This is a genomic window from Streptomyces sp. NPDC006385 (genome assembly GCF_040612485.1).
Taxonomy (GTDB): Bacteria; Actinomycetota; Actinomycetes; order Streptomycetales; family Streptomycetaceae; genus Streptomyces.
Genome location: NZ_JBEXQG010000052.1, coordinates 1 through 26,338, shown reverse-complemented (window position 1 = coordinate 26,338; position 26,338 = coordinate 1). Strand labels below are relative to the sequence as shown.

Here is a 26,338-nt window from a genome sequence, read left to right as displayed (position 1 = left end):
GCGTCCCGGGCGCCCGCTGTACCGACGCCCGGGACAGTGACCGGCGGCCTACTTCAGCGCCTCCCGCAGCGCGAAGTACGCCGGCTTCGGACGCAGGTCCTCGTCCCACGGCAGTGCCGCGCCCTCACCCGGGAACACCGCGGGGATCCACGAATATCGGTCGGTGTAGTCCCACAGCGTGATTCCCACACACCGGCGCACCGCCAGACACGCCTCGGTCATCTCCCGGTACCAGTCGGCCTGCTGCGCCAGCTTCTCCTCGGTCGCAGGCAGCGGCATCCGTACGTCGACCTCGGTGAGCGCCGTGTCGAGGCCGAGCCGGGCGAAGCGGCGGAGGTTGTCCTCCAACGTGGCCGGATAGCCGTACTGGAGCGCCAGATGGGCCTGGAGGCCGAAGCCGTGCAGGGGGACGCCCTGGGCCTTCAGCTCCTTGGCCAGCCGGTGGTAGGCGTCGCTCTTGGGGCCGATCGCCTCGACGTTGTAGTCGTTGAGGTAGAGCTTGGCCCTCGGGTCGGCCTGGTGGGCCCAGCGCAGGGCGTCGGCGATGTAACCGGGGCCGAGCGTCCTGTAGAAGATCGTCTCGCGGTAGGTGCCGTCCTCGTTGAACGCCTCGTTGACGACGTCCCAGGCGTAGATCTTGCCCCGGTAGTGCCGTACCACGGTCTGGATGTGCTTCTTCAGGACGGCCCGCAGCTCGCTCGCCGTCCACTCGCGGCTCGTGAGCCAGCCGGGCAACTGGCTGTGCCAGACGAGGGTGTGGCCGCGCACCTTCTGGTGGTTGGCGCGGGCGAGCTCCACGATCTCGTCGCCCTTGGAGAAGTCGAAGACACCTTGCCGGGGTTCGGTGGCGTACCACTTCATGCTGTTACCTGGGGTGATCTGGTCGAACTCGCTGCCGAGCAGGGCCTTGTACGGCTCGTCGGTGAGCTCGGGGTTGTCGGTCGCGCTGCCGAAGTAGCGGCCGTGACGCTGGGCGAGGTCGGCCAGGGTGGGTTCCTTGCCGCGCCGCTCGTCCGCCTGGGCCACCGGGCCGGTGGCGACGCCGGCCGCGACCAGCACGGCGGCGAGGGCTCCGGCGAGTCTGAGGCGGGAGCGGGTGCGGGTGCGGGTGCGGGTGGTCGTACTACTGCGCATGGTGCGACTCCTCACGTAGCGGTGGTGTGTTGAGCCGTACGTCCGCCTGCGCGCGTCATCCCTTGGTCGCGCCGGCGGTGAGGCCGCCGACGAGCTGGCGCTCGGCGACCGAGTAGAAGGCGAGGGCGGGGATCATGGCCAGCACCAGGTAGGCGAAGACCTTGGCGTAGTCCGCGGAGTACTGCCCCTGGAACTGCTGGACACCGATCGGCAGCGTCCACCACTGCGCGTTGGTGAACACCAGCAGCGGCAGGAAGAAGTTGTTCCAGCTCGTGACGACCGCGAGGACCGAGACCGTGCCGAGCGCGGGCCGCGCCATGGGCAGCAGCACCCGCCAGAAGAAGCCGAACGAGCCGCACCCGTCGAGCGTGGCCGCCTCCTCCAGCTCACCGGGGATCTGCCGGAAGAAGCCCCGGAGGATGATGATCGTCATCGGCAGTCCGAAGGCCGCCTGCGGGAGGATCACGCCGAGCGGGTTGTCCAGCAGGCCGAGGGAGCGCAGCAGCAGGAACAGGGGAAGGGCCGCCACCGCGAACGGGAACATCAGCCCCATGGTGAACAGCGTGAACAGCACCTCCCGGCCGCGGAACGCGAACCGCGCGAAGGAGAAGGCCGACAGGGCGGAGACCGCGACGACCAGGACGGTCGTGCCCACCGCGATCAGCGTGCTGTTCCCGATCAGGCGCCAGAAGTCCCCCGAGCCGAGGAGCCCGGTGTAGTGGGCGGTGACCCACGATTCGGGCAGTCCGACCGGGTTGCGGGAGAGCTCGTCGGTGGACTTGAAGCCGGACAGTGCGGCGTAGAGCAGCGGGACGGCCATGACCGCGCCGACGACGACCAGGACGAGGTGCAGCGGAAGGTTCCTGCGACTTTTCTGCCTGATCGTCACTTTGCGTCACCCCGCATGGTCGTGGTGGCCCCTTCCAGGTCGCGGCGGAGCACGAACCGCTGGTAGGCGAGGGCGAAGACGAGGCTGATGCCGAACATGACCACACTGATCGCGCTGGCGTAGCCGACCTGGTAGCGCTTGAAGCCGTACTGGAACATGGTCACGGCCATGGTCTCGGAGTGGTGGTCGGGGCCGCCCGCGGTGGTCACCCACACCAGGTCGAACAGCTGGATCGACCCGATGACGGACAGGAACACGCTGATGCGCAGGGTCGGCGCGAGCAGCGGCAGGGTGACATTGCGGAAACGCTGCCAGGGTCCGGCGCCGTCGATCAGCGCGGCCTCGGTCAACTCCCGCGGGACGGCCTGCAGTCCGGCCAGGTAGAGCATCATGTGGAAGCCGAAGTACTTCCATGTCATGACCAGGAAGAGGGTCGCCATGACCATGGACGGGTCGGCGAACCACTCCCCGCCCAGCCCGTCCAGCCCGATCCTGCCGAGGAGTTGGTCCGCGAAGCCGTCGTCCGGGGCGAAGATCATGCCGAACAGGATTCCGGTGATGGCCTCGGACAGCACGTACGGCGCGAAGAACAGCATCCGGTACACCGCCCGGCCGCGCAGCCGCTGGTTGAGCAGCACGGCCATGGCCAGCGCGAACGGCAGCTGGACGGCGAGGGACAGCACGACCAGGACCAGGCAGCGCCACAGGTCGCCGAGGAAGACCGGGTCCTGGAACAACCGGGTGAAGTTGTCGGAGCCGACGTAGTCCGACGGCATCCCGAAGCCGCCCCAGCGGAAGAAGGCGGCGTAGAGGGCGAACAGGATCGGCAGCAGCACCAGGACGAGGAAAAGCACCAGGGCGGGTACCTGGAAGCCGACCGCCGTGAGCCAGTGCAGCGCGCGCCGCCGGGTCCGCCCCGGGGCCGCGCCGGCGGACGGGGGCGGCAGGTCGATGTCGGGTCCGGTCCGCTTGTCCGGCAGGAACGTGGACGTCATCGCCGGTTACTGCTCTTGCTTCGCGGTCTTCGTGATCGACTCGGCGACCTGCTGCGGCGACTTGGAGCCGGCGATGAGCGCGCCGACGCTGTCGTTGACCTCCTGGCCGACGGCGGGCGCGTACGCCTGGTCGAGATAGAGCTGGAAGCCGGTGGCGACCTTCAACTGCGCCTGTACGGCCTTGATGTTGGGGTCGCTGATGGCTCTCTCGGCGGCCGGGACCACGGGGAGGACACCGGTCTTCTTGACCAGCTCCACATCCGTCGCCTCGGAGGCGAAGAACTTCAGGAAGTCCACGGCGGCCTGCGGAGCCCCGCTGCGCAGGGCGTGCCCGCCGCCCCCGCCGAACACCTCGGTGATCTCACCCTTGCCGCCCTCGACCGCTGGGAACGGGAAGAAGCCGAGGTCGTCGCCGAGGCCCCTGCCGGCGTCCGCCTGGACTACGGGCGCCCACTGGCCCATGAGCTCCATGGCCGCCTTGCCGTTGCCGACGGTCGCGGCCTGCCCGGTGGGGCTGGAGTAGGCGGCGCCGAGGAAGCCTCTCTGGAAGGGCTGGAGGTCGACGAGTTCCTGGAGGTGCTGTCCGGCCTGGACGAAGGCGTCGCCGGTGAAGTCCTGGTCGTCGTAGGCCTTCTGCAACGCGGAGGCGCCGGCGGTGCGCATCGCGAGGTAGGCCCAGTAGTACATGCCGGGCCACTTCTCCTTGCCGGCGAGGGCGAGCGGGGTGGTGCCCTTGGCCTTCAACTCACGTACGGCGTCGAGGAAACCGCTCCACGTGGTCGGCGGCTCGCTGATGCCTGCGTCCTTGAAGAGGGCCTTGTTGTACCAGAAGCCGACCATGCCCATGTCGAACGGTATGCCGTACACCTTGTCGGCGAGGAGGTACGGCTCCTTCGCGACCGGCAGCAGGCCGCCGGCGAAGTCCTCGGTCCGGTCCGTGAGGTCCTCGACGAGCGCGGCGTCGACCTGCTGCTTCAGGACGCCGCCGCCCCAGGTGTGGAAGATGTCGGGCAGCTTCCCGGAGGCGGTCAGCGCCGTCATCTTCGACTTGTAGGCGTCGTTCTCCCACTGGACGATCTTCACCTTGACCTTGGGGTTCTGGGCCTCGAACTTCTTGGCCAGCGCCGCCCAGACGCCCTTCGTAGGCTCGGTGGTGGAGATGTTCCACCACTCGATGGTGGTCGTCCCGTCCGACGACCCTCCGCCCGAGTCGCCGCCGCAACCGCTCAGTGCCGTCGCGCCCAGACCGGCCGCGGCGGAGGCCGCCAGGAAGCCGCGGCGGGACAGTGCCGGGTCGCCCATCATGCGCTCCTTGGGTACGGGACGACCTGTGCGTGGCCGTCCACGAGATCGAAAGTTTCGGAACTGATCCAGAAAGCTGCGCCGTTGCCGCACCCTAGAGACAGCCGCCGAACGGTGGCAACCCCTTGTACACGGTGGAATCTGGCGCCAACTGTCACGCCGTCTCCGGAACTTGAACCGACGACGGCGCCGCCCGGCAACCGAGGCAGGATGCTGCCGGCGCTAGCAGGCGGCACGGACCCGGGTCACTCTGAAGAACTCTCGCTGGACTTGCCGAAACATTCGCATCGATGGACGAACATTATGGAGCGGGCTGTAAGGGCACCTCGGAGCGGCAAAGCGGCCCCGGGGCAGGACGGGAAGCCGTCCCGCCCGGAGACTTCGGTCGGCCGGGGTCTTACAGGCCCGCGTCGCGGCTGCGGACGTCCTCCAGGGACTCGCGGCGTACCAGGAGCCGAGCGGCGCCGGCGCGTACGGCGACCACGGGTGGGCGTCCGACGAGGTTGTACCCGGAGGCCATGGAGAGGTGGTAGGCACCGGCGACGGGGATGGCGAGCAGGTCGCCGGTGCGCACGTCGCCGGTGCGCACGTCGGCGGGGAGCACGGCATCCGGGGCGAGGACGTCGCCCGCCTCGCAGTGCCGGCCGACCACGGTCACCGTGGCCTGGGCGGCGGTGCTGTGGCGTCCGATGAGGCGGGGGGCGTAGCGCACGCCGTACAGGGCGGGGCGCGGGTTGTCGCTCATGCCGCCGCCGACGGCGACGTAAGTGCGCTCGTCCGTGCGTTTGACCGCGAGGACGCGGTAGAGGGCGATGCCCGCGGGACCCGCGATGGCCCGGCCCGGCTCGATGATCAGCGCGGCAGCGGCAGCCCGGCGGTCACGCACGCCTCGGTCAGTTCCGCGCGGACCCTGCGGGCCGGCGTGGTGAGGTCCAGGGCCGGCTCGCCGGGGCGATAGGGATGCCGTGGCCGCCGCCGAGGTCGAGTTCGGTCAGGACGAGGCCGTGCTGCCGGCGCAGCCGGGCCATGAGGCCGACCAGGCGGCGTACGGCGGCGAGGTACGGCTTGACGCCGGTGATCTGTGAGCCCAAGTGGCAGTGCAGTCCGGTGAGTTCGAGTTGCGGCTGGTCCAGGATCCGGGCGATGGCGTCCTGCGCGTAGCCGTCCGAGAGGGACAGGCCGAACTTCTGGTCCTCGGTGCCGGTGCGGATCTTCTCGTGGCCGCCGGCGCTGATCCCGGGCGCCACCCGCACCATGACCTTCTGATGACCGCCGGGCCCGACCGCCGCGGCGAGCCACGCGATCTCCGAGGAACTGTCGATCACGATACGGCCGACGCCGAGGCGCAGCGCGCTCTCCAGGTCGCGCGAGGTCTTGGCGTTGCCGTGCAGCACGATCCGCTCGGGCGCGAAGCCCGTGGTGACCGCGAGTTCCAGTTCGCCCGCCGAGCAGACGTCGAGACCGAGGCCCTCCTCGTCCATCCAGTGCACCATGGCGCGGCACAGGTACGCCTTGGCGGCGTACAGCACTTCGGCATCGGCGAAGGCGGCCCGGTAGGTGCGGCAGCGTTCGCACACCTCGGTCTCGTCGAGGACGTGGATGGGGGTGCCGAAGCGTTCGGCGACCTCGGCGAGCGGTACGCCTGCCCCGCGGAGCTCGCCGGGCGGGGCTCGGTGGTGTCGGCGGGCCATACGGACAGCCCTGACGCGAGGGCGTGTTCGTGAACGGTCGTCATGTGCGCTTCCCCCTTCAGCCGAACTGCGGTGCGAGGGTCGGAGCCGTCGGCTCGACCGGCGCGGGAGCCGGTGCCGACAGCGGCGGGTCCACCGTGACGGTGGTGGCGCCGAGGGGTGCGGCCAGGGTGCGCAGGGCGGGCTCGGCGAGCCTGATCCAGGGCTGGCCGGGGCCGAGGGTAGCGGTCAGCCTGCGGACGGAGGTGAAGCCGACGGCCGTGCGGTCGCCGAGGGGCGTACGGAAGAGGCGGACCGCGCAGCCCGAGGGTCCCGGCCGGACCGGGACGAACAGGGGCCCGGCCGGGGAACGATCGGAAGGCTCGGGATCTTCACCGCACAGGATGTCTGTCATGGATGCCTCCTGGAGGATCCGAGAAAGTGGGTCGAGGTCGGGGCAGCCCCGGACACGGGGAGGCGGACCGGGGCGCACCTGACGACGCTATGCCCGCCGGGCCGACGCTGCGGACGCCTGATGACGCGGTGCTGACGGGGGACGGGCGGATACTGACGGGTCGCTGACGCCGGGGGACGCGGGGCCGGCTGACAGGGCGGGCGGGCACGCGGGGGCGCGTGTCAGTCGTCGGCGAGCCGGGAAGTCAGGAAACCCGGCGTCGACGCTCGCGGGCACGGGGACGAACTCGTCCGGCACCGCTCCCACTGTCGGCGAGGACACACCCCGCCACGTCTTCCACGACCACCACCCGGTTCATCAGTTGCCCTTGATCAGTCCGTTGAGCGCGATGTTGATTTCGAGGACATCGACGCGGGGCTCGCCCATGAAACCGAGGGTCGACCTTCGGCGCGCTCCCCGACGAGCTTCTCCACGACCACGAGCACTCCAGGGCGGGCGACGTGGCCCGGTCCTCGGGCGTTGCCCCCACCCGCTTGACAGCGGGAGCCAGAAGGGGGGCCCTCCTCCCCATGACGCTGGGTGTCCACCCGACGCGAGCCGCCCGGTCACCCCCGCCCACCCTCGCAGCGCTCCCGTAAGCCCCGGAGCTCGATCGTTGCTGCCCCGCCCACTGCGACGCGGCGAGTCTTAACGGAAGCTTGACGCCGCCGGAGCCCTCATCCGTGGGCCCATGCGTCACTCTCTGCTTACGCTGGTGCCGCCGTCCGCGTGATGGCCGGACTCCACGCCGATCCGCACCTCTGGAGCAGCCGATGGCCACCACCACCGAACGCCCCTCGCCCCATCGTCTGCGCACCTGGATGCTCCAGGGGCTGTCCGACATAGGCAAGGGCCACGGTCCCCAGGGGCCGCACGCCGAGCCGGAGCCCGCCCACAAGGGGCAGCGCTGGTATCGCGTCATGTGTCTCACCGGTGTCGACTATTTCTCCACCCTCGGCTACCAGCCCGGCATCGCGGCTCTCGCGGCAGGTCTTCTCTCCCCGGTGGCGACCATCGTCCTCGTGATCGTCACCCTCGCGGGCGCTCTGCCCGTCTACCGGCGGGTGGCCGAGGAGAGCCCGCACGGCGAAGGCTCCATCGCGATGCTGGAGCGGCTGCTGTCCTTCTGGAAGGGCAAGCTGTTCGTCCTGACCCTGCTCGGCTTCGCCGCCACGGACTTCCTGATCACCATCACGCTGTCGGCGGCCGACGCCTCGACCCACCTGGTCGAGAACCCGCACCTGCACAGCGCCCTGCACGACAAGCAGATGCTGATCACCCTCGTCCTCGTCGCCCTGCTCGGCGCGGTGTTCCTCAAGGGCTTCCTGGAGGCGATCGGCGTCGCCGTCGCCCTGGTCGCGAGCTACCTCCTGCTCAACGCCGTCGTCGTGGTCGTCGGCCTCTACCACGTCCTCACCGAGGGGCACGTGGTCACGGACTGGTCCAACGCCCTCACCACCGAGCACGGCAACGTCTTCGTCATGATCGGCGTGGCCCTGATCGTCTTCCCCAAGCTCGCGCTCGGCCTCTCCGGCTTCGAGACCGGTGTCGCCGTGATGCCCCACGTCAAGGGCGACCCGGGCGATACCGAGGACCGTCCGCTGGGGCGTATCCGGGACACGAAGAAGCTGCTCACGACCGCCGCCCTGATCATGAGTGGCTTCCTGATCACGACAAGCTTCATCACCACCCTCTTGATCCCGTCGAAGGAGTTCGAGCCGGGCGGCCAGGCCGACGGCCGTGCGCTGGCGTTCCTCGCCCACGACTACCTCGGCAACACGTTCGGCACGGTCTACGACATCTCGACGATCGCCATCCTGTGGTTCGCCGGCGCTTCCGCCATGGCCGGCCTGCTCAACCTGATGCCCCGCTATCTGCCCCGGTACGGCATGGCCCCGCACTGGGCACGCGCGGTGCGTCCGATGGTCATCGTCTTCACCCTCGTCGCCTTCCTCGTCACCTGGATCTTCGACGCCGACGTCAACGCCCAGGGCGGCGCGTACGCCACCGGCGTCCTGGTGCTCATCAGCTCCGCGGCCATCGCCGTGACCATCGCGGCCCGCAAGGCCGGCCAGCGGAAGTGGACCATCGCGTTCGCGGTCATCTCCGCGGTGTTCCTGTACACGACCGTCGCGAACGTCATCGAGCGCCCCGACGGTGTGAAGATCGGCGCCTGCTTCATCGCGGGCATCATCCTCATCTCCCTCCTTTCGCGGCTGCGGCGCGCCTTCGAGCTCCGCGTGACCGGCGTGACGCTGGACGCCATGGCGGAGCGGTTCGTCCGGGACATGGCCAGCCGGAAGATACGGCTCATCGCCAATGAGCCCGACCGGCGTGACAAGGCCGAGTACCGCGACAAGATCGAGCAGATCCGCAACGACAACGACCTGCCCGAGCAGGAGGACTTCGTCTTCGTCGAGGTGACGGTCACCGACCCGTCCGAGTTCGAGGCGGGCCTGACCGTGCGCGGCGAGGTCATGCATGGCCGCTACCGCGTCCTCACCCTGGAATCCTCCTCCATCCCCAACGCCCTGGCCGCCCTTCTCCTCCACGTCCGCGACACCACCGCTCGCATCCCCCACATCTACTTCGAGTGGACCGAAGGCAGCCCCTTCGCCAACTTCCTGCGCTTCATCCTCTTCGGCCAGGGCGAGGTCGCCCCGGTCACGCGCGAGGTACTGCGCGAAGCGGAGCCGGACCGCGCGCGTCGGCCTCGCGTCCACACCGGCTGAGCGGGCGGATCGAGCCCGGACGCCGCTCGCAGGGCACCGACCCCGGGGCACGCCATACACCGGCACCGGCACCGTCACCGGCACCGTCACCGTCACCGGCCACTTCACGCCAGAATCCCGTCCATATTCGGCTGTACACGGTCAGGGTCCCGTCAGCGCCGGTTACAGCGGCCCTCGCGCGCCCTACCTTCGCCTCATGGGACGGAGTGGACCGCAAGGCCACACCGGCGACCGCCACTGGTGCGGCAGCGCCTGTTTCGCCGTGGGCTGCGCTCTCGGCTTCGCGGCCATGACCGAGCTGGTCGACTGGGACGCGGGCACCCTGACGCCGCCACGCACCCTGCTCTGGCTGGCCCTGTCCGCGACGCTGTGCGTGGTGCTGCTGCCGCCGTACGTCACCGCGGGCCCAGGCTGGCTGGCCGTCCAGGGCACGGTCCGCAGGCACGTCGTGTGCACGGACGCCCTGGTGACCGTACGGCAGTACGAGGGTGTCTCCCTGCACCTGGTTCTGCGCGACGCCTACGGCCACCGCCTGGAACTCGACCCCCGCGTCCTCGTCGCCAACCCGCTGCTGTGGCACGAGCTGGACACGGGGATGCGCCGCTCGCTTGAACGCGGCACGCTGCGCGAGGGCGCGGACGTGCTGAGGCGCATCGGCCACCGGATCGACGACGAGACGGCCCAGTCGGTGCTCAGGGCTTCGGGGCTCTCATGACGAGCGAGCGCCGGGCACGACGTATCAGGATCCGTCCGAGGCCGATCTCCCCGGTGATCACCACCCGGAGGACCACCGGGCCATCGGCGTCGCCGTTCGCTCGGGTCTTGATCTTGGCGTAGTTCGACACGAGGGAGTCCGTGTCCACGGCCACTCCAGGCGGAGTCACGAGTTTCAAGGTGCCGCCGCACATGTCGAGATCGATGTGCAAGGTGTCCCGCGTGATCACCGCTTGGCTCAGGTCGAGCGTCACATCGCCCCACGCCGAGACGATCTCCAAGCGCCGGGGGACCACCCAGCCCTCCCCACGCCGGACCGAACCGCCCCGCTGCTCGATCCGCACGACGTCCTTGGGCTCGGCCACGAGGATGTCGTCCACGTCGACCGGCAGGTCCCTCGTCAGGGCGGTCAACTCGCCCATCATGCGGGCGGTCAGGGCGGCCTCCACACGCTCGTCCAGTTCCTCGACGGTCAGCCGACCGTCACCCGCCGCTCTCCGCAGCACGTCAACGACCCGGTCCCGGTCCTCGTGCGAAGCCCTCAACACGGGCGCCTCGTCCCTGCCCACCAGCCCAGCCGACATGCCCTCACCCCGTTCGCCACCCCATCGACGAAACTAACGCTATATCGCGTCATACGTGTTTGCCAAGCTCTGGCCATGACCGCCGCGTCCGGCCCTATCGTGATCCGCATGCAGTCCTACACAATCGGCCAGGCCGCCCGTCTGCTCGGCGTGAGCCCCGACACCGCGCGCCGCTGGGCGGACGCCGGTCGAGTGGCCACCCACCGCGACGAGACCGGACGCCGACTCATCGACGGCCAGGACCTCGCCGCGTTCTCGGTCGAACTCGCCAAGTCCGGTACCGGCGAGGAGGAGACCTCGCACACCTCCGCCCGCAACGCCTTCCCCGGCATCGTCACCGCGATCAAACTCGGCGACGTCGCCGCCCAGGTCGACATCCAGGCCGGCCCGCACCGACTGGTCTCCCTGCTGACCCGCGAGGCGGTCGAGGAACTGGGCCTGGAGGTCGGCATGGAGGCCACCGCCCGCGTGAAGTCGACGAACGTCCACATCGACCGCGCGTGACCGGGCAGCCGACACACTTACGGTGGGGCCGGGATCAACAATCACCAAAAGCTCCATGAGCACCCGTAAGGCCCTATAAGCCCCACCGTCTGCGAGGCGTACCCCCATGAGCCTGAGCATCCGCAACCAGCTCCCCGGCACGATCACCGCCGTCACCCCCGGCGAGGTCATGGCGACCGTCAAGGTCCGCCTCGCCGGCGGCCAAAGCCTCACCGCCGCGATCACCCTGGAGGCCGTCGAGGATCTCGGTCTGACCGATGGCAACGCCGTGACCGCCCTCGTGAAGGCTACGGAAATCTCCCTGGCCACCGCCCCGATCGAGGGCCTGTCCATCCGCAACCAGCTCCCCGGCACGGTGTCCGGCATCGCCACCGGCGGCGCCATGGCCTCCGTCAAGATCGCCACGGAGGGCGCCTCCCTGACCGCGGTCATCACCAGGGACGCCACCACCGACCTCGCTCTCTCCCCCGGCGTGCCGGTCGTAGCGCTGATCAAGGCGACGGAGGTGGCGCTGGCCAAGGCGTGACGCAAGGGGGCGTAGCCGGGGCGTAGCAGGTGGGCGTACAAGATCGGACCGGACACAGAAGGGCTCCGCCCGGCCGAGTACGGCGGCCAAGACGGAGCCCTTCCCTCACCTACGTCGGTGCGTGAGCCCTGCGGACGTCAGTCCTCCGGACGTCAGTCCTCCGGACGTGGGTCGTCGGGACGTTGGTCGTCCGGACGTTGGTCGTCCGGACGCCAACCCTCCGGGGTGTCAGTCCTCGTACGCATCCAGCGGCGGGCAGGAACAGACCAGGTTCCGGTCGCCGAAGGCCTGGTCGATCCGGCGCACCGGCGGCCAGTACTTGTCGGCGACCGACACACCGGCCGGGAACACGGCCTCCTCACGGCCGTACGCATGCTCCCACTCCGCGCCTAGCGCACGGGCGGTGTGCGGAGCGTTGCGCAGCGGGTTGTCGTCGGCGGGCCACTCGCCCGACCCGACCTTCTCGATCTCCGCGCGGATGGCGATCATCGCCTCGCAGAACCGGTCGAGCTCGATCAGGTCCTCGGATTCGGTCGGCTCGATCATCAGCGTCCCGGCCACCGGGAACGACATCGTCGGCGCGTGGAAGCCGTAGTCGATGAGCCGCTTGGCCACGTCGTCGACGCTCACCCCGGTCGCCTTGGTCAGCGGCCGCAGATCGATGATGCACTCGTGCGCGACGAGCCCGCCCGGTCCGGTGTAGAGCACCGGGTAGTGCGGCTCCAGCCGCTTGGCGATGTAGTTGGCGGACAGCACCGCCACCTGCGTGGCCCGCTTGAGCCCCTCGCCGCCCATGAGCCGGACGTACGCCCACGAGATCGGCAGGATCCCGGCGGAACCCCAGGGCGCGGCCGAGATCGGCCCCACACCCGTGTCCGGGCCGGCCGCGGGCTGCATCGGGTGGTTCGGCAGGTACGGCGCCAGGTGCGCTCGCACCGCCACGGGCCCGACACCCGGGCCGCCACCACCATGCGGGATGCAGAAGGTCTTGTGCAGGTTCAGATGCGAGACGTCCCCGCCGAAGTGCCCAGGCTTGGCGAGACCGACCAGGGCGTTGAGGTTCGCGCCGTCGACGTACACCTGCCCGCCGGCCTCGTGCACCTGCGCGCAGATGTCGGCGACGTGCTCCTCGAACACACCGTGCGTAGAGGGGTACGTGATCATCAGCACCGCCAACTGGTCGCGGTGCTGCTCGATCTTCGCCCGCAGGTCCTCGACGTCGATCTCCCCGTCCTCGGCGGTCTTGACGACGACGACCTTCATCCCGGCCATGACGGCACTGGCGGCGTTCGTCCCGTGCGCGGACGACGGGATGAGGCAGACGGTCCGCTGCTCGTCGCCGTTGGCCCGGTGGTACCCGCGTACGGCGAGCAGCCCGGCCAGCTCACCCTGCGACCCGGCGTTGGGCTGCAGCGACACCTTGTCGTAGCCGGTGACCTCGGCGAGACGTTCCTCCAGCTCGCGGATGAGCGTCAGATAGCCCTGCGCCTGCTCGGCGGGCGCGAAGGGGTGCAGTTGACCGAACTCCGGCCAGGTGACCGGCTCCATCTCGGTCGTCGCGTTCAGCTTCATCGTGCAGGAGCCCAGCGGGATCATGCCCCGGTCCAGCGCGTAGTCACGGTCCGCGAGCCTGCGCAGGTAGCGCAGCATCGCCGTCTCGGAACGGTGCTGGTGGAAGACGGGGTGCGAGAGGTACGCGTCGGTGCGCAGCAGCGCGCCCGGCAGGACGTCCTCGGTCTCCGCGTCCAGCGCCTCGATGTCGCCCTCGACCCCGAAGGCCGTCCACACAGCGGCCAGTTGCGCCCGCGTGGTGGTCTCGTCGCAGGCGATGGACACATGGTCGGCGTCGACGAGGTGCAGGTTGACGCCGTTCTGCCGGGCGGCGGCGACGATCTCGGCGGCCTTGGAGGGCACACGCACGGTCAGCGTGTCGAAGTACGAGCCATGAACGACCTCGACCCCACCGGCCGCGAGCCCCGCGGCGAGGACGGTGGCGTACCGATGGGTCCGCCGGGCGATGCCCTTCAGCCCCTCGGGCCCGTGGTAGACGGCGTACATTCCCGCCATCACGGCGAGCAGCACCTGAGCGGTGCAGATGTTGCTGGTCGCCTTCTCCCGCCGAATGTGCTGCTCACGCGTCTGCAGAGCCAGCCGGTACGCCTTGTTCCCGTCCGCGTCCACGGACACGCCCACGAGCCGCCCCGGCAGGCTGCGCGCGAACTTCTCCTGTACGGCCATGTAGCCGGCGTGCGGCCCGCCGAAGCCCATCGGCACACCGAACCGCTGCGTCGTCCCGACCGCGATGTCCGCCCCCAGCTCACCGGGCGACTTCAGCAGCGTGAGCGCGAGCAGATCGGCGGCGACGGTGACGAGGGCACCGAGTTCATGCGCCTGATCGATGACGGGCTTGATATCCCGTACGACACCGGAGGCGCCCGGGTACTGCAGGAGCACGCCGTTGATCTCACGCCCGGCGACCTCGGCCGGAATACCGTCGCTGAGGTCGGCGACCACGACCTCCACACCGGTCGGCTCGGCGCGGGTCTCGATCACGGCGATGGTCTGCGGAAGCACATCCGCGTCGACCAGGAACAGCCCCTTCTTGTTCTTGCCCATGCGCCGGGACAGGGCCATGGCCTCGGCCGCCGCGGTCCCCTCGTCGAGCAGTGAGGCGCCGGAGGTCGGCAGCCCGGTGAGATCGGCGACCACGGTCTGGAAGTTGAGCAGGGCCTCGAGCCGCCCCTGGGAGATCTCGGGCTGGTACGGCGTGTAGGCCGTGTACCAGGCAGGGTTCTCCATCACATTGCGCAGGATGACCGGCGGCGTGAACGTCCCGTAGTACCCGAGCCCGATCATCGAGTCCAGCACCTGATTGCGATCGGCGAGCGACCGCAGCTCGGCCAGCACCTCGGCCTCGGTGCGCGCCCCCGGCAGCTCAAGAGAGTCGGCATTCTTGATCACATCCGGCACCGCCGCGGCGGTCAGCTCGTCCAGCGAGCCGTACCCGACCTGGGCGAGCATCTTGGCCCGAGCCTCATGATCGGGACCGATGTGACGCTGCTCGAAGGGGATTCCCTGCTCGAGCTCGGAGAGCGGAATGCGGTGGGCGGTCATTGCGGAGGCCTCCTGGTCTGACGCGACCTTCGAGGGGCACCACGGCGCGGGTACCCATACGGCCTCCCCCTCTGTCATCTCAACCTGAGAGCTTCACCGGGGCGCCCGAGGGCTCCGGTTTTCACCGTCGGTGAGAGCGGAAGCCGTCGACACCCGCCCTGCTTTCCAGAGTGACCTCGTCCGTGCGGTACGTGTGCCTGAGAGATTCCGGGGAGGATTTGCTCCTTCGGCGCCTCCGATGATGCCTGGAGGACTCTCCCGCACGGGGTCAGCAGCCGCTTGCAAGCCTACCAGCGGGGTCAACGCACGAACCTTCGAGTGGCCGCTCTCACCAATGTGCCTTTTCGTAGTGCTTACGGATGAGTTGCGACCAAGTGGAGGGCCCGTGCAGACCGACATCGATCCGCGCAACCTGATCGGCCGCAAGGCCTTCGACCGCAACGGCACCAAGATCGGCACCATCGACGAGGTCTACCTCGACGACGCGACCGGAGTGCCGGAATGGGCGGCGATACGCACCGGCCTGTTCTCCCGGGACGCCTTCGTCCCCCTGGAGCCCAGCGAACTGGTCGAGGGCAGCCTGCACGTCCCCTTCGACCGCGCCCTGATCAAGGACGCCCCCGACTTCGGCGTAGGCCGCCACCTCTCCCCCGAACAGGAACTCCAGCTCTACCACCACTACGGCCTCGACGTGGCCCCACCGCCCCCGATCCCGGACCGAGACTTCGGCAACCTGGCAGGCACGGAGGACACCTGACCCCCACACCACACCACCGACGCACCCTCCCACCAGGAACCACACCGAAGGCCGGCTTGCCTCTGCACCCAGCGCGACGGCCCCCCACCACCCAAGCCGTTCGCCCACACCGTCACAACGACCGCACACGTACCCAGCCGAAACCCAGCGCCCCCACCCACCAAGACCGACGCGCCCCCCACCATGCGGGCAGTGTCCAGCCGGCCTGCGGGCAGTCGCCTGACCAGCCTGTGGCCAGCTGCCCCAAGTTGCTTGCTCCCAAGGCCCCGCCCACTCGGACAGCACCGCGCGGCACCCACTCGGCCCCCAGCCAGTGGCCTCACCCAGTGTCCGGACGGTCATCGTCTGAGCGCATTCCCAGCGCGGCACGCCAACTGCCCTCCTGCAACCAGTCGCCCCACCCGGCCTACGCCCAGCGCAGTGACCCAACCAGCGCCTGGCGACACCCGCTCATCCAGGCCCAGCCCCCCACCCCGGCCAACCCGAGGGCAGCACCCGCCAGCCCTGGGGCAGCCACCCCACCCAGCAGGCACCTCGCGGCACCCACCCACCTCCGCCCAACGGCTCCACACAGCCTGCGGGCAATCGTGCCGCTGGGCGGCACAACACAAAGCCGCGGGAGCCACGGCCCCCACCACCCCTCCGCGCCCTACGCCGGCACCACAGGCCCCGCCCCGGACGCCCCACCCCCCGCTTCCCAAACCCCCGGTCTCCGCGCCACCAACGGCAACGGCTCCGCCGCCTCCAACTCCGGATCGTCGACCCGAAACGTCCGCACCCGCCCCGGCTCCGACCCAGGCGTCTCGAACCGCACCGTCACCCGCCCGAGCCCACTCCCCTGCACCCACCCATGCCCGTACTCGGCATGCCGCACATCATGCCCAGCAGCCCACCGCCGCTCGACATGCACGGCCTCCCGCTCCTCCGCAGGATCCTCGTGATCCCCCTCATCCTCAGCGGGCTCCAGCCGCTCCCCTGCCGCCTGCGCGAACAGGTCCTCCTGCGTGTAGTCGGCCAGCCCACTCACCCCGACCCCCAGCAGCCGCACACCTCCTGTCGTGTCCACGGAATCCAGCAGCCGCGCAGCGGCCTCCCGCACCACAGCGGGGTCATCCGTCGGCCCCCGCAGCGTCTCGGACCGGGTCAAGGTCGAAAAGTCGTACCGCCGCACCTTCAGCACGATCGTCCGCCCGGACAACCCGGCCGCACGCAGCCGCTGCACACACCGGTCGGCCAGCCGCTGCACTTCCAGCCCCACCCGGACCCGGTCGTGGATGTCCACGTCATACGTGTCCTCGACCGACACCGACTTGGCCTCCCGCTCGGCCACCACGGGCCGCTCGTCATGGGCCAGCGCCATGGCGTACAGGGCATGCCCATGAGCCTTGCCCAGCAGCCGAACGAGCTCGTCCTCCCCCGCCTCGGCGATCTCATTCACCGTATGGATCCCGGCCCGCCGCAGATGGTCCCCCGTCGCCGGCCCCACCCCCGGCAACGTGCGCACCGACATCGGCCCGAGCAACGCCCGCTCGGTGCCCGGCTCGATCAGCACCAGCCCGTCGGGCTTGGCCTCCTCCGAGGCGATCTTCGCCAGCATCTTGGACGCCGCCAGCCCCACCGAGCCGGCGAGCCCGGTGACCGCACGTATGTCGGCGCGCAGCTTCACCCCGACCAGCCGCGCCGACTCCGCGTCCCAGGCCGCTCCCCCGGCCTCCAGGTCCACGAAGGCCTCGTCCAGACTCAGCGGTTCCACCAGCGGAGACAGCTCCCGCAGCAGCCCCATCACCTGCTCGCTGATCTCACGGTAGATCCCGAAGCGCGGCACGAGATACGCGGCATTCGGCGCCAGCCGCCGCGCCTGAGCCATGGGCATCGCCGAGTGCACCCCGAAAACCCGAGCCTCGTAGGACGCGGTGGCAACGACTCCACGCGGCCCGAGCCCACCCACGATCACGGCCTTCCCGCGCAGGCTCGGCTTGGATGCCTGCTCCACCGAGGCGTAGAAGGCATCCATGTCGAGATGCAGGATCGTGGGCGCGTTTCTCACATCTCCGATGCTGCCTCACGCCACTGACAATGCCCTGCTACGCCCGCCGGTCTCGTCCACCCGACCACCAGGGGGCCCGTCGGCTCAGACCACGAACGCTCTCAGACCGCCCGGTTACGCCGCCGGGCCAGCTCGTCCGCCGGGTTGTGCCCGACCAGCGTCTCCCCGGTGTCGATCCGCTCCCCGTGCAGCTGCGACAACGCGCTCTCGACGTCCCGCCACACCACTCCGACGGCGATCCCGAAGATCCCCTGACCACCCTGGAGCAGCGCATGGACCTCGTCCGGCGAGGTGCACTCGTACACCGTCGCGCCGTCGCTCATCAGCGTCATGCGCTCGAGATCACGAAAGCCCTGCTCACGCAGATGCTGCACGGCGGTGCGGATGTTCTGCAGCGACACACCGGTGTCGAGGAACCGCTTGACGATCTTCAGGACGACGACGTCCCGGAAGCTGTACAGCCGCTGCGTCCCCGACCCGTAAGCGGGCCGCACGCTCGGCTCGACGAGGCCGGTGCGCGCCCAGTAGTCCAGTTGCCGGTAGGTGATGCCGGCGGCCGCACATGCCGTCGGACCGCGATAGCCGATCTGCTCGGACGCCATGGCCGTCGCCTCTCCGCTGCTCGGCACGGCCGTGGGGCGCTGCGGAGCGTGATCGGCCGCGCCGGAGGCAGGGGTGAATCCCATGCCCGAACGCAGCTGAGAGCCTGAGGGAGGGTACGGACCGCTCTCCCCGAAACTGTGTCCGGGGGCACCCCCACCCGTACCGTCGCCGCTGCTTCTCACGCCGACCTCCGTCCTTGACCTGCCTTCTCGACGGTAGGCAGTCACCAGGGGTGCGTCAACGATCGCCACACTCGGCACGCCGAGTGATAATCACCCTAGGAGTGGTTTCCCGCACCCCACCGCGGGGAAAGGCTAGCCGAATGCGCTCGAAGCAAGCCGCAGGACGCTCTCGCTCGCCGCTGGCAAATGCCGGCATTTGAGCTGTAACCGGCTGAGGGCCGCCCGTCACGGTCCGCGAGTCCGCCGGGCCGCCCCGCCGCTTCACTGACTGCTGGTGCCGAAGTCCTCCGGCGAGATCTGGTCGAGGAACTCGCGGAACTTCTCCACCTCGTCCTCCTGCTCGTCCGGAATCGCGATGCCCGCGTCGTCGAGCACTCCGTCGCTGCCGTAGATCGGCGTTCCGGTGCGCAGGGCCAGCGCTATGGCATCGGACGGGCGGGCGCTCACCTCGACCCCGCTGGCGAAGACCAGCTCCGCGTAGAAGACGCCCTCACGCAGGTCCGTGATGCGTACTTCGGTGAGCTCCTGACCGACGGCCTCCAGCACGTCCTTGAACAGGTCGTGGGTCAGCGGTCGCGCGGGGGCCATGCCCTGCTGGGCGAAGGCGATCGCCGTCGCCTCCCCCGGCCCGATCCAGATGGGGAGGTAGCGGTCGCCTCCCACTTCACGCAGGAGCACGATCGGTTGGTTGGAGGGCATTTCGACCCGGACACCTACGACATCGAGCTCGTTCACACAGCAACCCTAGGCCGTGCTCGGGACGTTTGGGTAGTCGGGCCGGGAACGGGTGGCCGATCCGGGGCACCCCGGGACGCCCGGTCAGGGCAGCCGCACGCCGAGGGCGGTCTGCACCAGCGCGGCATGCAGCCTCACCGTGAGCCCCGCCAGTTCCTTCGCACGGGCCTCGGCATGCGCCCTGGTCTGCGGATTACGGTGCCGTCGCAGCGGCGCCACGACCTGGTCCACGAGCCCGGCCTCACGGTCGGCGGCGGCCTTCATCACCCGCAGATGGCGTGGCTCGATCCCGAACCGGCCCAGCTCGGCGACCAGCGAGGCCACGGTGACCGCCTCCGCCTCGTACGCCCCGTCCGGCAGCGGAGTGATCAGCCCGTACGACTCCCATTCCTCGAGCTCCTGCTCACCGATCTCGGCGGCGGCGAGCAGCTCGGCCCGCCCGATCCGGGCTGCGGTCGGCCTCTCGACCGGCTCCAGGACGGTTTCGCCGTCACGCTGACGGCACAGGGCCGGCAATGGTGCGGCCTCACCGCGCTCCGTGGCGTCCAGGTGCTCGCGGATCACCTTGAGCGGCAGATAGTGGTCCCGCTGCATCCGCAGGACGTGACCGAGCCGCTCGATGTCCCGCGCGCTGAACTTGCGGTACCCCGAGGGGGTCCGCTGCGGCTCGACAAGGCCCTCCGACTCCAGGAAACGGATCTTGGAGATGGTGATGTCAGGGAACTCCTCGCGCAGCACGTTCAGCACCGTGCCGATGCTCATCAGCCGACTGTCCGTGGCGGCGGTGCCGTGCTCGGCACCGCCGCTCGGTGTTTTCAGCATGGACCTTCCCTGGGTCTCCCCGGACGGCATCCGGGGGAAGGGTCAGTAGCCCCGCTGGCTCGCGTAGAAGACCAGCCGGTACTTGCCGATCTGCACCTCGTCACCGTTGTTCAGAGCGACCTGGTCGATCCGTTCGCGGTTGACGTACGTACCGTTGAGGCTGCCGACGTCGGCCACCGTGAACGTGCCGTCCTGACCGCGACGGAACTCCACATGCCGACGCGAGACCGTCACGTCGTCCAGGAAGATGTCGCTCTGCGGGTGCCGTCCGGCCGTGGTCAGATCGCTGTCCAGGAGGAAGCGACTGCCGGAGTTCGGCCCGCGGCGCACCACGAGAAGCGCGGAGCCGAGAGGCAGCGCTTCGACCGCCGCCTGGGCCTCGGGAGACAGCGCCGGAATCGGCGTCTGGCCGGTGGCCTCGGCATCGTAGGCCTCAAGGCCCGAGATGGAGATCGTGGAGGTGGTCTCGGACGGGCGCTCGGCCGCGCCGCCGGCCCGCAGCGGCGCGCCACAGTTGGAACAGAAGCGGCTGTTCTCCGCGTTGCGGTTACCGCACCTCGTACACACCAGGGCCGACATCGGGGAAAACCCTCCACCCGTACTTGAGGTTGACGGTTGCCCGAAACCTATGCCGCCGGACTGGCCAGGGTCAACCGACGGCGCGCCCTGACCTCCGGGAATGTCACCGCCCGGCCCAGGCACCTGGTCCCTGAACAGCGGGCGCTGACCTTCCTCGTCCCCCTGTGCGCGATGACGAGCGGTCGCGTTGTCGCTGCCCTCTCGCGCGCTCTTCCCGAACAACTTCGCAAACAACTTCACGGGCGATTCCCCTTGACCGAAACAGACCCGCCCGTGGGGCAGGACGAACCCTGACTGCACTCTCTGACCGACCCGGACATCCTCACAACGTCCGTCTCCACCAGACAGTTTCCACCACGCACCACCCAATCGGTGCGCCGACCCCCCGCAACCTCATGCCCTCGCCGGACGTCCCCCATGCACCCCCGGTTCACTGGGAGGACGACCGAGCGTAGTCAGGCCGCTTCGCCGCTCGCAAGGCGTCCACGACGATCTTGTCCGACCGCTCGATGGTCACGGTGGCCTGCTCCTTCTCGAGAGTCTGCACCACGCCTCCAGGGATGTTGAGCGCCGGTTCGAGGTCCTGCGGCTTGCCGATGACCTTGAAACGATAGGGCGCGTTGATCTTGTTCCCGTCGACGCTCACGCCATTGCCGGAATCCGTCAGATACGTGCCGGCGACAACGCGTACGCCGTTCACCTGGATCGCCTCCGCACCGGCCGCGCGCAGCTCCTGGATCGCGTCGAGCAGCATGTCCGCCTCGACCGTCCCCTTCGTGTCGTCGATGGTCACCGTGATGCCGGGTCCCTGGGCAGCCACCGTGCCCGCCAGAATGCCGAGTTGTCTCTCCTTCTCGACCGTCTGCCTGCGGGCCTCCTCGGCCTGGTTCGAGCTGTTCTCCAGCTCGTCGCGCTGCCTTTCGAGACCTTGCTTCTCGTCCTCAAGACGCTGAGTACGGTCATCCAGTTCATCGAGGATGCGAACGAGATCTTCCTGACGTGCGCCACGCAGCGCGCTGTCGCCGTCGCTGTTCGAGGCGACCTGGACGGCCAGGCCGAAGCCGAGGCCGAACAGCAGCACGGCGACGATGAGTTGGGCCCTGGTGATCCGCGGCGGCCACAGCCCCTTCACCAGCCGCTGCCGCCCGGTCAGCTCGCCCTGCTCGCTCTCCGGCTCCTCGGGGGGCACCACCGCCTCGGTCGCGCCGGCCGGCACCTCCTCGGGCAGTTCCTTGCGCAGCCGGTTCTCGGGCGTGTCGTCGTGGTTGCTCATCGGCCTCACGCCTCATGCCCGGAACACGTGACGGCGAATCGCCGCGGCGTTCGAGAAGATACGGATGCCGAGCACGACGACGACACCGGTGGAGAGCTGGGCGCCCACGCCCAACTTGTCGCCGAGGAACACGATCAGCGCGGCCACGACCACGTTGGACAGAAACGACACCACGAAGACCTTGTCGTCGAAGATGCCGTCGAGCATGGCCCGCAGGCCACCGAAGACTGCGTCCAGAGCCGCCACGACGGCGATCGGCAGATAAGGCTCGACGACCGCCGGAACCTCAGGCCGGACCAACAGGCCGGCCACGACTCCCACGACGAGGCCCAGTACGGCGATCACGATGTGCCCTTCTCGGTGTTCTCGGTGTTCGGCTGTGCTGTACGTACGATCACGCTCGGTGCGGCGGGAAGGCGAAGGTCGTCCTGCACGGAGATGTTGGTCCTGATCCCGAAGTTCTCCTGCAGGGCGTGCAGGTAGAGCCCGTCGGCACTGTCCTGGAACCTGGTGCTCAAACGCTCCCCGTCCCCCACCGCAAGCACCGTGTACGGCGGGACCAGCGGCTTGTTGTCGACCAGTATCGCGTCACCCGCGGCCCTGATCGCCGACAGGGCGGTCAGCCGCTGCCCGTTGATGGAGACGGCCTCGGCACCCGATTCCCACAGCCCGTTGACCACCCGCTGCATGTCCCGGTCGCGCACCCTCCCGGTGTCGGAGAACCCGGACGTCCCACGCGGATCGCCGTCGCCGCCCGAGGAGGCTTCCTTGGCGTCGTTCACGACCAGCTTCACTCCGGGCCCGTGCACCTCGACAGCGCCCGCCAGAATGCCCACGAGCTCCGCCTGATCGCTGTGGCCCGCCGTTCTCAGCGCCTCGCGCTGCCGCGCGCTCACGTCGTCGCGGAGCTTGTCGACGTTCTCCTCCAGCTTGTCGGCCGCCGCGGTCTCGCGGTCGATGCGGTCGATCAGCTCTTGGCGCTCCTTCGCCATGACGGGTGCCGCAACCCGCGCCTGCGCCGCTCCCACGGTCACGACGAGCGCCGCGAGCACCAGACCGGCGGCGAGCCCCAGCTTGGCCCTCAGGGTCTTGGGCAGACCACCGTCACCGGCGGCCTTCTTCCGGGCGGCGGCCTCGGCGTACCCGTCGTCGAGGCTGTGATCCATGACGTTCGTCAGCAGCGACATGGACGCGTCCGGGCGCGGGGGGCGCGTAGGTGTGCTCCGAACGGGGGGCTGCGGCATGCCGCACATCGTCGCACGTCGCGACCACTACCTCCGAATGGCCCCACCGGCGTGCCGGACAGGGCCCCTTTGGGGCAGACCTGTCCGGCACGCGCGCGTACTACGGCTCAGCGGCCCGCGCTGTCCACGACCGCCGCCCACTCGTCGAGCAGCGCCTGGGCGGACGCGTCGTCCGGCCCCTCGGCCCACAGATGGGTGACCGCCTCGGCAGGGTCGGGCAGCACCATCACCCAACGCCCGTCGGTCTCCACGACCCGCACGCCGTCGGTCGTATCGACAAAGCGATCTCCGGCCGCCTCCACGACCCGCCGCATCACGAGCCCCTTGACGGCCCAAGGAGTCGCAAGATCACGCTTGATGACATGCGCCCGCGGAATCCGCGCGTCGATCTGGCTGAGCGTGAGCTGCGTCCGCGCCACCAGCCCGATCAGCCTTACGAAGGCCGCCGTACCGTCGAAGACACTGCTGAACTCCGGGACGATGAACCCACCCTTGCCGTCACCGCCGAAGATCGTGGTGTCGTCGCGACCGACACGGGTCAGGTCGTCAGGCGAGGTGGTCGTCCACTCCACCTGCGTCCCGTGATACGCCGCCACCTGCTCGGCGATCCGTGTGGTCGTCACCGGCAACGCCACCCGCCCGCTGCGCCGCTCCGCGGCCACGAGGTCGAGCATGACGAGCAGGGCGCGGTCATCCTCGACGATCCGCCCCTTCTCGTCGACCAGCGACAGCCGCTCACCGACCGGGTCGAAGCGCACGCCGAACGCGGCCCGCGCGGACGCCACGATCTCGCCCAGCCGCACCAACCCCGACCGCCGCGCATCCGCCGACTCCGTCGGCCTGGACTCGTCGAGACCAGGGTTGATGGTCAGCGAGTCCACACCGAGCTTGCCGAGCAGACTGGGAAGCACGAGCCCGGCACTACCGTTCGACGCGTCGACGACGACCTTGAGCCCTGATTCCGAGATCCCGGTCGTGTCGACGTTCCGCAGCAACGACCCGGTGTACGAGTCGAACACACTCGCCGGAAAATGCAGATCCCCTATCTCTCCCGGGAACGCACGCCGGTATTCCTGCCGCGCGAAGACCCGATCCAGCTTCCGCTGACTCGCCTGCGACAGGTCGGCCCCCTGCCCGTCGAAAAACATGATGTCGACGGAATCCGGCACCCCGGGCGTCGTCCGGATCATGATCCCGCCGGCACTACCCCGCGCGGTCTGCTGCCGTGCCACGGGCAGCGGTACGTTCTCCAGGTCGCGTACGTCGATGGCGCTGGCCTGCAGCGCGGAGATGACGGCCCGCTTCAGGGCCCGGGCACCCCGGGAGTGGTCGCGGGCCGTGGTGACGGTGGAACCCTTCTTCAGGGTCGTCGCATAGGCCCCGGCGAGGCGCACGGCGAGTTCGGGCGTGATCTCCACGTTCAGGATCCCGGAGACGCCACGGGCACCGAAGAGGTGCGCCTGGCCCCTGGACTCCCAGATCACCGAGGTGTTGACGAACGCGCCGGCCTCGATGGTCTTGAAGGGATAGACACGCACGTTGCCCTGAACGATCGATTCTTCACCGATCAGGCACTCGTCGCCGATGACCGCGCCGTCCTCGATGCGGGCGGCGCGCATGATGTCGGTGTTCTTTCCGACGACACACCCGCGCAGATTGCTGTGCTGCCCGACGTACACGTTGTCGTGCACAACAGCCTTGTGCAGAAACGCGCCGCTCTTCACGACGACGTTCGAGCCGACGACGGTGTGCTCCCGGATTTCCGCACCGGCCTCGACCTTGGCGTAGTCCCCGATGTACAGCGGTCCACGGAGAACGGCATCAGGATGCACCTCGGCGCCTTCGGCCACCCACACACCCGGGGAGATCTCAAAGCCGTCGATCTCGACGTCGACCTTGCCCTCCAGGACGTCGGCCTGCGCCTTTACATAACTCTCGTGAGTGCCGACGTCCTCCCAGTAGCCCTCCGCGACATACCCATAGATCGGCTTGCCCTCCTTCATCAGCTGCGGGAAGACATCGCCGGACCAGTCCACGGGCACGTCGGGCTCGACGTAGTCGAAGACCTCGGGCTCCATGACGTAGATGCCGGTGTTCACGGTGTCCGAGAAGACCTGGCCCCAAGTCGGCTTCTCGAGGAAGCGCTCGACCTTTCCTTCCTCGTCGACGATCGTGATCCCGAACTCCAAGGGATTGGGCACACGCGTCAGACAGACGGTGACGAGTGCACCCTTTTCCTTGTGGAAATTGATCAGCTCAGTGAGGTCGAAGTCGGTCAGCGCATCACCGGAGATGACGAGGAAAGCATCGTCCTTCAACGCCTCTTCGGCGTTTTTGACGCTTCCGGCGGTACCGAGTGGCTTCTCCTCATTGGCATAACTGAGCTCCATCCCGAGCTCTTCGCCATCACCGAAGTAGTTCTTGACCAACGAGGCCAGGAACTGAACGGTCACGACGGTCTCATTGAGCCCATGCCTTTTGAGCAGCCGCAGAACGTGCTCCATGATCGGCCGGTTGGCCACCGGCAGGAGCGGCTTGGGCATGCTTGAGGTCATGGGGCGCAGGCGCGTGCCTTCGCCCCCGGCCATCACGACGGCCTTCATGTCGGAAGCGTCCTCCTCTAAGAGACGACGGTCTAGCCGACTTCACCCGTCAGATTGTCCCGCACTTTTCCACCGCGGGCCATCGAGCCGCTACGCCCGCTTCAATCCGCGAGTTCCATCGGCCATGGCGTCCGCACGAACCAGACGGCGGACTTGTACCACGTAGAGCACTCCTGCCCACCAGTACAGCGTTGTACCCCATCCGGCGAACGCCCATCCGAAAATAGCAGCGAGTGAGTGGATCCAACCACTTCCGTCACTGAGCAGCAACAGCGGGAAGGCGTACATGAGGTTGAAGGTGGCGGCCTTCCCGAGGAAGTTCACCTGCGGCGGCGGATAGCCGTGACGCCTGAGGATGCCCACCATCACCAGCAGGACCAGCTCTCGCGCCAAAAGTACAGCGGTCAACCAGACAGGCAGAATCTCGCGCCAGGTGAGACCGACCAAAGTCGAGAGAATGTAGAGCCGGTCGGCCGCAGGATCCAGCAGCCGGCCGAGGCTGCTGATCTGGTTCCAACGACGCGCCAGCTTGCCGTCCAGGTAGTCACTGACGCCGCTCAGGGCCAGCACCAGGAGCGCCCAGCCGTCACTCTTGGGCCCACCGAACTCAGGCCTGAGAATCAGCCACAGGAACAGCGGCACGCCGACAAGCCGCGCCATGCTGAGGATGTTGGGGATGGTGAGGACCCGGTTCGTCTGAACACGGGTCTCCTGGACCTCCACCCGGGGCCTCCTGCGGGAACGGTACCGACGATGCTCCCTGACCCTACCTCAACGCAAAAAAGCTCTGGCTCTCGGGCTGTCTGCCCAAGAGCCAGAGCTCTAAAAGGAGTTCGGCGGTGTCCTACTCTCCCACAGGGTCCCCCCTGCAGTAC

Annotated in this window: 22 protein-coding genes, 1 pseudogene and 1 riboswitch; of the genes and pseudogenes, 5 read left to right on the top strand and 18 right to left on the bottom strand. The window is 69.0% G+C overall.

Annotation, left to right across the window (positions count from 1 at the left end; translation table 11 throughout):
* Nucleotides 1–48 precede the first annotated feature (48 nt).
* From ABZ078_RS31040 to ABZ078_RS31015, 6 genes and pseudogenes are all read right to left on the bottom strand, one after another.
* A complete protein-coding gene (locus ABZ078_RS31040) occupies nucleotides 49–1,134 on the bottom strand; it encodes an endo-1,4-beta-xylanase (RefSeq protein ID WP_356580722.1) in 1,086 nt (361 codons plus the stop codon).
* Between the two features lie 55 nt (nucleotides 1,135–1,189).
* Nucleotides 1,190–2,023 (bottom strand): carbohydrate ABC transporter permease, encoded by an 834-nt coding sequence (locus ABZ078_RS31035; RefSeq protein WP_356580720.1) that lies wholly within the window; start codon nucleotides 2,021–2,023, stop codon nucleotides 1,190–1,192.
* Nucleotides 2,020–3,018, bottom strand: a complete 999-nt coding sequence (locus ABZ078_RS31030) for a sugar ABC transporter permease (protein ID WP_356580718.1) — start codon at nucleotides 3,016–3,018, stop codon at nucleotides 2,020–2,022. Before ABZ078_RS31030 ends, ABZ078_RS31035 begins: the two co-directional genes overlap by 4 nt.
* Nucleotides 3,019–3,024: 6 nt before the next feature.
* Complete coding sequence (locus ABZ078_RS31025) at nucleotides 3,025–4,320, bottom strand: extracellular solute-binding protein (protein WP_356580716.1); 1,296 nt, start codon at nucleotides 4,318–4,320, stop codon at nucleotides 3,025–3,027.
* A gap of 397 nt (nucleotides 4,321–4,717) precedes the next feature.
* Nucleotides 4,718–6,055, bottom strand: a pseudogene (gene lysA / locus ABZ078_RS31020) (diaminopimelate decarboxylase).
* A 14-nt stretch (nucleotides 6,056–6,069) separates the two neighbouring features.
* On the bottom strand, nucleotides 6,070–6,405 hold the full coding sequence (locus ABZ078_RS31015; RefSeq protein ID WP_356580714.1) for an SAV_915 family protein: 336 nt from the start codon (nucleotides 6,403–6,405) through the stop codon (nucleotides 6,070–6,072).
* Between the two features lie 812 nt (nucleotides 6,406–7,217).
* Here ABZ078_RS31015 and ABZ078_RS31010 point away from each other — a divergent pair.
* Entirely contained in the window at nucleotides 7,218–9,176 is a 1,959-nt protein-coding gene (locus ABZ078_RS31010; protein ID WP_356580712.1) for an amino acid transporter, read from the top strand.
* A gap of 196 nt (nucleotides 9,177–9,372) precedes the next feature.
* Nucleotides 9,373–9,891, top strand: a complete 519-nt coding sequence (locus ABZ078_RS31005; RefSeq protein ID WP_356580710.1) for a hypothetical protein — start codon at nucleotides 9,373–9,375, stop codon at nucleotides 9,889–9,891.
* Here the strand turns inward: ABZ078_RS31005 and ABZ078_RS31000 are convergent.
* A complete protein-coding gene (locus ABZ078_RS31000) occupies nucleotides 9,869–10,474 on the bottom strand; it encodes a DUF1707 domain-containing protein (RefSeq protein ID WP_356580708.1) in 606 nt (201 codons plus the stop codon). The genes ABZ078_RS31005 and ABZ078_RS31000 overlap by 23 nt on opposite strands.
* Nucleotides 10,475–10,582: 108 nt before the next feature.
* On the opposite strand from ABZ078_RS31000, the gene ABZ078_RS30995 reads away from it, so the two are divergent.
* Together ABZ078_RS30995 and ABZ078_RS30990 are read left to right on the top strand one after the other, a co-directional pair.
* Nucleotides 10,583–10,978 carry a helix-turn-helix transcriptional regulator gene (locus tag ABZ078_RS30995; RefSeq protein ID WP_356580706.1) on the top strand — a complete coding sequence of 132 codons (396 nt, stop codon included), beginning with the start codon at nucleotides 10,583–10,585 and terminating at the stop codon, nucleotides 10,976–10,978.
* 106 nt (nucleotides 10,979–11,084) lie between these two features.
* Entirely contained in the window at nucleotides 11,085–11,504 is a 420-nt protein-coding gene (locus ABZ078_RS30990) for a TOBE domain-containing protein (protein WP_356580704.1), read from the top strand.
* A 228-nt stretch (nucleotides 11,505–11,732) separates the two neighbouring features.
* Here ABZ078_RS30990 and gcvP read toward each other — a convergent pair whose 3' ends face one another.
* Nucleotides 11,733–14,618, bottom strand: a complete 2,886-nt coding sequence (gcvP, locus tag ABZ078_RS30985; RefSeq protein WP_356580702.1) for an aminomethyl-transferring glycine dehydrogenase — start codon at nucleotides 14,616–14,618, stop codon at nucleotides 11,733–11,735.
* Nucleotides 14,619–14,793: 175 nt separating this feature from the next.
* Nucleotides 14,794–14,889, bottom strand: a riboswitch (glycine riboswitch).
* A 114-nt stretch (nucleotides 14,890–15,003) separates the two neighbouring features.
* On the opposite strand from gcvP, the gene ABZ078_RS30980 reads away from it, so the two are divergent.
* Entirely contained in the window at nucleotides 15,004–15,375 is a 372-nt protein-coding gene (locus ABZ078_RS30980; RefSeq protein WP_356580700.1) for a PRC-barrel domain-containing protein, read from the top strand.
* Between the two features lie 649 nt (nucleotides 15,376–16,024).
* Here the strand turns inward: ABZ078_RS30980 and ABZ078_RS30975 are convergent.
* The 10 genes from ABZ078_RS30975 to ABZ078_RS30930 form a co-directional block, all read right to left on the bottom strand.
* The gene (locus ABZ078_RS30975; protein ID WP_356580698.1) at nucleotides 16,025–17,422 is read right to left on the bottom strand and encodes a DNA polymerase IV; all 1,398 of its coding nucleotides are present in this window, start codon (nucleotides 17,420–17,422) and stop codon (nucleotides 16,025–16,027) included.
* 101 nt (nucleotides 17,423–17,523) lie between these two features.
* Entirely contained in the window at nucleotides 17,524–18,207 is a 684-nt protein-coding gene (locus ABZ078_RS30970) for a MerR family transcriptional regulator (protein WP_356580696.1), read from the bottom strand.
* A gap of 261 nt (nucleotides 18,208–18,468) precedes the next feature.
* Nucleotides 18,469–18,942 carry a bifunctional nuclease family protein gene (locus ABZ078_RS30965; RefSeq protein ID WP_004002801.1) on the bottom strand — a complete coding sequence of 158 codons (474 nt, stop codon included), beginning with the start codon at nucleotides 18,940–18,942 and terminating at the stop codon, nucleotides 18,469–18,471.
* 84 nt (nucleotides 18,943–19,026) lie between these two features.
* Complete coding sequence (locus ABZ078_RS30960) at nucleotides 19,027–19,764, bottom strand: MerR family transcriptional regulator (protein WP_356580693.1); 738 nt, start codon at nucleotides 19,762–19,764, stop codon at nucleotides 19,027–19,029.
* 42 nt (nucleotides 19,765–19,806) lie between these two features.
* Nucleotides 19,807–20,712: an FHA domain-containing protein gene (locus tag ABZ078_RS30955; protein WP_356580691.1), complete on the bottom strand. Its 906-nt coding sequence runs from the start codon at nucleotides 20,710–20,712 to the stop codon at nucleotides 19,807–19,809.
* Nucleotides 20,713–20,773: 61 nt separating this feature from the next.
* Entirely contained in the window at nucleotides 20,774–21,616 is an 843-nt protein-coding gene (locus ABZ078_RS30950; RefSeq protein ID WP_356580689.1) for a DUF881 domain-containing protein, read from the bottom strand.
* Between the two features lie 12 nt (nucleotides 21,617–21,628).
* A complete protein-coding gene (locus ABZ078_RS30945) occupies nucleotides 21,629–21,961 on the bottom strand; it encodes a small basic family protein (protein ID WP_003988855.1) in 333 nt (110 codons plus the stop codon).
* Nucleotides 21,958–22,869: a DUF881 domain-containing protein gene (locus tag ABZ078_RS30940; RefSeq protein WP_356580687.1), complete on the bottom strand. Its 912-nt coding sequence runs from the start codon at nucleotides 22,867–22,869 to the stop codon at nucleotides 21,958–21,960. The genes ABZ078_RS30945 and ABZ078_RS30940 overlap by 4 nt, the downstream gene beginning before the upstream one ends.
* A gap of 98 nt (nucleotides 22,870–22,967) precedes the next feature.
* On the bottom strand, nucleotides 22,968–25,463 hold the full coding sequence (locus ABZ078_RS30935) for a mannose-1-phosphate guanyltransferase (RefSeq protein ID WP_356580685.1): 2,496 nt from the start codon (nucleotides 25,461–25,463) through the stop codon (nucleotides 22,968–22,970).
* A gap of 90 nt (nucleotides 25,464–25,553) precedes the next feature.
* Entirely contained in the window at nucleotides 25,554–26,186 is a 633-nt protein-coding gene (locus ABZ078_RS30930; protein ID WP_356580683.1) for a CDP-alcohol phosphatidyltransferase family protein, read from the bottom strand.
* Nucleotides 26,187–26,338 lie beyond the last annotated feature (152 nt).

Excerpts from the sequence above, each read along its gene's own strand:
- ABZ078_RS31030 (WP_356580718.1), bottom strand. The coding sequence starts at position 3,018 with ATGACGTCCACGTTCCTGCCGGACAAGCGGACCGGACCCGACATCGAC.
- ABZ078_RS31040 (WP_356580722.1), bottom strand. The coding sequence starts at position 1,134 with ATGCGCAGTAGTACGACCACCCGCACCCGCACCCGCACCCGCTCCCGC.
- ABZ078_RS31005 (WP_356580710.1), top strand. The coding sequence starts at position 9,373 with ATGGGACGGAGTGGACCGCAAGGCCACACCGGCGACCGCCACTGGTGC.
- ABZ078_RS30935 (WP_356580685.1), bottom strand. The coding sequence starts at position 25,463 with ATGAAGGCCGTCGTGATGGCCGGGGGCGAAGGCACGCGCCTGCGCCCC.
- ABZ078_RS30960 (WP_356580693.1), bottom strand. The coding sequence starts at position 19,764 with ATGCTGAAAACACCGAGCGGCGGTGCCGAGCACGGCACCGCCGCCACG.
- ABZ078_RS31025 (WP_356580716.1), bottom strand. The coding sequence starts at position 4,320 with ATGGGCGACCCGGCACTGTCCCGCCGCGGCTTCCTGGCGGCCTCCGCC.
- ABZ078_RS30950 (WP_356580689.1), bottom strand. The coding sequence starts at position 21,616 with ATGAGCAACCACGACGACACGCCCGAGAACCGGCTGCGCAAGGAACTG.
- ABZ078_RS31010 (WP_356580712.1), top strand. The coding sequence starts at position 7,218 with ATGGCCACCACCACCGAACGCCCCTCGCCCCATCGTCTGCGCACCTGG.
- ABZ078_RS31015 (WP_356580714.1), bottom strand. The coding sequence starts at position 6,405 with ATGACAGACATCCTGTGCGGTGAAGATCCCGAGCCTTCCGATCGTTCC.
- gcvP (WP_356580702.1), bottom strand. The coding sequence starts at position 14,618 with ATGACCGCCCACCGCATTCCGCTCTCCGAGCTCGAGCAGGGAATCCCC.
- ABZ078_RS30995 (WP_356580706.1), top strand. The coding sequence starts at position 10,583 with ATGCAGTCCTACACAATCGGCCAGGCCGCCCGTCTGCTCGGCGTGAGC.
- ABZ078_RS30940 (WP_356580687.1), bottom strand. The coding sequence starts at position 22,869 with ATGTGCGGCATGCCGCAGCCCCCCGTTCGGAGCACACCTACGCGCCCC.
- ABZ078_RS30990 (WP_356580704.1), top strand. The coding sequence starts at position 11,085 with ATGAGCCTGAGCATCCGCAACCAGCTCCCCGGCACGATCACCGCCGTC.
- ABZ078_RS31000 (WP_356580708.1), bottom strand. The coding sequence starts at position 10,474 with ATGTCGGCTGGGCTGGTGGGCAGGGACGAGGCGCCCGTGTTGAGGGCT.